This window comes from Bartonella massiliensis (assembly GCF_902150025.1).
Classification (GTDB): domain Bacteria; phylum Pseudomonadota; class Alphaproteobacteria; order Rhizobiales; family Rhizobiaceae; genus Bartonella; species Bartonella massiliensis.
This window is the reverse complement of record NZ_CABFVS010000033.1, coordinates 1-6,041: the sequence shown is the minus strand read 5'-3', so window position 1 is coordinate 6,041 and position 6,041 is coordinate 1. Positions and strand designations below refer to the sequence as shown.

The window sequence follows — 6,041 nt, the reverse complement described above, 5'->3', positions numbered from 1 at the left end:
TAATATTTAGAAGCGCTCTCATCATGCGTATTTTTAACTTTATAACCTATCATGTTTTTTACTAAATGGTTTTAAAGATTTCTGTTAATTTCTTTTAATAACACATTTGCAACTTAACAGCCTTTTATAGGGATTGTCTTTATAATCATGCTTTCATTTGCATTTTGATTATGAAAACGGGTGTTTTATAGCTATATATTCTTATAGCCACCGCATCATTTTTCATTTTCATAAGAGAAACGATAAATAGGATAATTGAGATTTATAGCTTGTTATGAAAATATCTAAAGAGAGACTGATAATTATAGAGATTAGCAAAATCCCTTTTAATAGACTTTTGTCAGTGTTGTCAGTTTTGTCAGTTCTTTTTAGCCCCCCCCTTTCTATATATTTTTTAATCAAAAATAAAAGTTATTATATTTCAATAGATTAATGACTTTAAAATACAACTCATATCAATAGTGCAATCTTTAAAGATAACCAATGATGTAAATTGATTAAAACCTGTCAGTTATCTGTCAGTAAATTGAACTGACAAAATGATTATTTTAGTGAGTGATTAAAACATATCTTATGAAAGCATGTGATCCTGTAAAGCCTTTTAAAAGACAGCCTATAATCATAAGGCATGCTATCAAGATTATTATGGTTATGAGTTTTGAGTATTTTGAAGATTTTGAAGGTTCTTTTTACACCCCCTTATAATATTTTTTTTCAATCAAAAAATAAAAGTTATTATATTTCAATACCTTAATTTTTATTAAGTTCAAAAATAACAACCTATAGTGATATTATAAAGCTATAAACACAACTCATAATATATTTTGAAGGTATTTTGAGAGTGTTAGGAACCTTCAAAACTTATAAGCAAAATAAATATATGTAACTCTTTTTAAACAGAGCTTTTGAAAAGGATAAAGCTATCACTTTAAATTACGGTATAACCTTTTGAAGGTAATCCAAATAAGGGTGTTTAAAAGTGCAAATGTTCTTTTTTTAGAAGAACGCATATAAACACTTCTTTTAAGATTGTATCTAATCAACTTAACAAAGAGGTATAGATTATAATAGCTATCTCCTATACCCCTTATGAGTTATAAGGTCTTATAAGCTTATTCAGTTTCTTTAAGTTCTAATTTTGGTAGTTTTTTCACGATTTTCATTGTCTCTAAACTTATGGTAATAACCCTTTGAAACAATTCTAATGGATAAGCAGGGTTTCCAACGGTCTCAACAGCATAGCGATTGGCATCATTAACAATACCACTTTTTTTATCAGTCTTTACACATTGACGCCCCATAACCCATTCAAGAGCAGGCTTGCCATTAACGATATACTCATAAGCTTCAAGAGGGATACCTGTCATAGTGATATTACTATTGTAAAAAACGATAGATTTATCTTTTAGCTTATTTTTGCTAAAGAATTTCATTTCTGTAACGTAGTAAAATTTTTCTGGATTAGAGATATCAGTTTGTTTTGGATTGCCTTTCTTAAAGGTTACTGGATAAGGTTCTACAGTTTCATAATGTACGTGCAAATGACCCAATTCACGCCCTGCTGTAACAAATTTCCAAAAATCATCAGCACTCTTTACACAAGGGATACGAAGCAATTCTTTGCATAAATTATGAGCATAGCGAGTACGATAATCTTCCGAATGCAAAAGACCGTAAATGTAATAAAAAATATCTTCTTTTGTTATATTCTCATTAGGATAAGCAGCTTTAAAATGGGCTAACCCCGCATCTGTAATGCCATCACGAACTTTCTTTTTTTATCTGTAGCAAACAAATTATGTTCATGATGTTTCTTTTCTGCACAATGAAGCATGAGTGGATAACATTTGGCACCTTCTAAAGTACCGTAACTGATCGGTTTATTAGTCATGAGACAAGAAAAATTTGATCTACTTCCTATCCCAGAAACACAAATTCCAAGATTATGCGGAATATTCGGATTAAAAAATTGATGCGTACGTCCTAATCTATCATTAAGAAATGGTGAAGCATAATGCCATATTGTCACAAACGGTGTATAGAGAACTGGAACTTTTAGGTAAGATTCAAATGTTGCATCTACACCTCGTTTTAGTTTGGAGATCAAGGCATCACCCCAACTAATTTTTGTAGTATCATAATCAATAATTTTATTTATAGATATAGAAGGGTTTTCAGCAACGAGTTTCCTCTGTATATTAAAAAATTCAATTGTTTTTTGAATAGATGCATCTAGTATATCATTTGAAAAGTTATAAACCCAAGCATCTCTTTTTGAACATACACCAAGCGATACTTCCTCAAATATTTTAGAATTTATTGAAATATTTCTATCTCCCATGGGCATAAATTGATTAAAGGTTGTATCTCTTTGCTTTATCCAATCATATTTTTCATTAGGTAGAATCTCAATAAATTGTTTGGATTGTATTATTCCTTTTACACTTCTTAATGTACGTAATTTTTTTAATTTTTCTTTGGCAGAAAGGTCATCCCCAATATCATAATAGTATACTTTACAAGATTGTTTCTCATATGGATTGCGTATAAAAAGAGTTATTGCTATTCCAGTCATACTTCCAGAACCAAAAATATTTCCTCCTTCTTTTGCTGCTTTATTTGATAACATATCTTTTCGAACATCACCGCGAAGGTTAATGATATAAATAGCAGAATACTCACTTTGTAAGCATCTCCGCATACCATCAGCAAATGTTTTATCTATCCATCCATTTCCAGAAACATAGGCTACAACGCCGCCTTTAGAACTTAAACGATTACTTGCCCATTTGATCGCTCTAATATAGCTGTCATAGAGATTACGACGGTTTGCTGCTTGTGATCCTGATGCATATGTATCATAAATACTTCTATCAAGCGTGTCATAACGTACATTTGGATTATTATCATTGGCATTTTTTTGCCCTACTGAATAAGGAGGGTTTCCAACAATAACTTGGATATCGGCTTCCTGCTGTTTTTTACACCGCTCTGAATTCTCAAACATATAGCGTGTGAAGAAATCTTTCTCCTCCAGCATCAGAAACGTATCAGTTAAACAAATCCCTTCAAAGGGTGTATAATCTCCTTTCATAAGACTATGATAGGTCGCTTCAATATTAATGACAGCTATGTAATAAGCTAAGAGAACAATTTCGTTGGCTTTGATTTCATTTCGGAACTTATATTCCATATCCTCTGGTTTTATGAGATTGGATTGTAAAAGTCGTGTAATAAAGGTCCCAGTTCCAGTAAAAGGGTCTAGAATAGAGACGCCTCGAGAACTTAAGCTTTGTCCAAACTCTTGCTCTAAAACATCATTGACGGAATGTAAGATAAAATCGACTATTTCAATAGGCGTATAAACAATTCCAAGTTTATCTGTTGTCTTTTTGAATGCCTTGGTAAAAAAATCTTCGTAAAGTCTGATAATAAGATTCTGTTTTGCGCGCGTTTCAATAATACCTTCTGTATCCTCCTTTACACTTTGATAAAATTTATCAAGATCTTTGGCTTCGTCTTTGATATTCATCTTATCAAGTTCAGCTAAGATCTTTTCCATAGCTTGCGAGATGGCGTTTTTACTCACAAACTCATTTCCATCAAACAAGGATTCAAAAATAGGACGCGTCACAAGATGTTGCGCCAACATCTCAAGTGCATCTTCTTGCTCGATACTGTCATTTAAACCGTTCTTTAATTCCTTGTGAAAAACATGAAAAGCACGATAAGCTTCACTCTTTTTATCAGCGAGTATGCTTTTAAGACGGATAATATGATTTTGTGCAATTGCCGCAACATTACCCGCCCAGTTTCCCCATTGATTAGCCTCCCCACATTTTCTGACAATGATTGGCTTAATAGCACGCGATAATTCATCAATATAAAAATCGAATTCTTCTTGTACTTCATACCTATGAGGGTTTTCATTCGCTACTGAACCAATATGGAGCCCAGCACTTTCAGACTTTGCATGGAAGGATAGTTCGTCAACAACTGCGGTCATTGCTTGTAAAGCAGGGTCAAAAGTTACCCCTACAATCTCAAACAGATGACGAACATCTTGGTCTAGCTCTAAGGCTTTCATTTTGTTTTTGAAGTTGTCATCATGAGCACGCAAAGCATTGAGAACTTGCCAGATGACATCATACTTTTTATTGTTTTCTAAAGCCTGTTGTGGTGGAATATTGAAGGGAATACCAACGGGTAAAATGATATAGCCTGTTGTTTTACCTTCTGCGCGACGCATCACACGCCCCACCGCTTGTATCACATCTACATGACTTTTACGCGGGTGTAAAAACATAACCGCATCAAGAGCGGGCACATCGACTCCTTCAGAAAGACAACGCACATTGGTGAGCACACGGCAGTTATTTTCATCTGTATCTTCTTTAAGCCAATCAAGTAATTTGTTACGCTCTTTACCATTAAAAGTCCCATCAATGTGCTTAACATCAAAGATAAGAGATGTCTTACTTTCAGGAACAAATTTATGATATTCATCAATAGCATCATTGAAAATCTCACTAACGCGTTCAGATGTATTGATATCTTTACAAAAAGCCAGAGAACGACGCATAGGTTTTATGCCATCGTCTTCCTTCTTTTCTATTTGAGCCAGTGCTTTGTAGCAGCCAATGATTTTGGTTGTATCATCAAGAATAAGTTCGGAATTTTTATCTTTAAGACGCTTCTGAATTGTTGCGTTGATAATTGCTTCATCAACAGCTAAGACGATAACTTTATAGGGTGCTAAAAGTTTATCTTGTAGAGCTTTTGAAAAAGTATAAGTGTAAAGATTTTTCCCATAGAGCGCTTCATCATCCATGGACGCCAGAACGGCATCGGATACGTCAGCCTTCTTTTTCAGCTTGTCAGTAAAGATCTTAGGGGTTGCTGTCATGTATAGACGTTTTTTACCTCGAATGATGCTGTTATCATGAACTTTGACAAATTCAGATTCATGCTTGTCTGTTCCTAATACAACACCAGTCGTACGGTGTGCTTCATCACAAATAATCAGATCAAATTCGGGTAAATCATATTCCTTTTGCGCATCGGAAATCACTTGAATGGAATGATAGGTTGAAAAGATGACGGTCATTGCCTCTGCGAAGCTTTCACAAGCTTCTTTGGCAAGGGCTTTTGCATCTGTTGTAGCAGGAAGAACAAGATCTGATGTTTCCATGCCAACAATATCATCTTGATTTTTACGACGCTTGCCTACTTTCGTATCCGAACACACCGCAAAAGAACGCAAGGGGATTTGTGTGTCCAGTGTCCATTCACGGATTGTTTGTGAGACTAAAGCAAGAGAAGGCACTAAAAACAACACACGCTTGCCTTTTCCCGCTATGGTCTCTGCTATTTTTAGGCTTGTGAACGTCTTCCCCGTACCACATGCCATAATAAGCTTGCCACGGTCTGCTTCTTTTAAACCTTCACAGACTTTCTTGATGGCTTCTTTCTGATGGGGACGAGGCTCTTTTGTTGATTTCAGAACAACTTTTTGTTTTGTTGCAAATATTTGCCAATCTATACGACTGTTTTCCATATGACGAAGGTCAATGCGATAAACGGGTATCGCTTGTCCTTTAATCATGGCATTCACATTATCACTTAATTCACTTTCAGTGCTATCAACGAGAAGGCGATATTTAAAGATGTCTTTTCCAGAGGCTGCGATAAAGCTATCAATATCCTTTTTACTGATCTGATGGTCTGCTTTATAAAACTTACATTGAATAGCCACATAGCCTTCTTGATTGCGAAGTTTTGCAACCAGATCAATGCCGATATCATTGTTATTCCAATCATCACGCTCTTTAGCCCATTCAAAATAGCTTTCAACCTTTTCATAGCGTCCATAATGGATAGGGTCATGCATAAGATATTTGCTCACAAAATCTTCAAAAATTTTTCCCTTTTTAGCATTTGAAGTTGCTCGTTGACGATAATAGTCCAACAGAGAACGTAGCGTGATTTGTTTATTATCAGACTTAACAGATTGCAGCATATTACAATAAAAATCCCTTGTC

The 6,041-nt window shown here is 34.6% G+C and carries 1 pseudogene; it reads right to left on the bottom strand.

What is annotated here, in order from left to right:
* Positions 1 to 1,112: 1,112 nt before the first annotated feature.
* Positions 1,113 to 6,019, bottom strand: a pseudogene (locus tag FNZ60_RS07670) (DEAD/DEAH box helicase).
* Positions 6,020 to 6,041 lie beyond the last annotated feature (22 nt).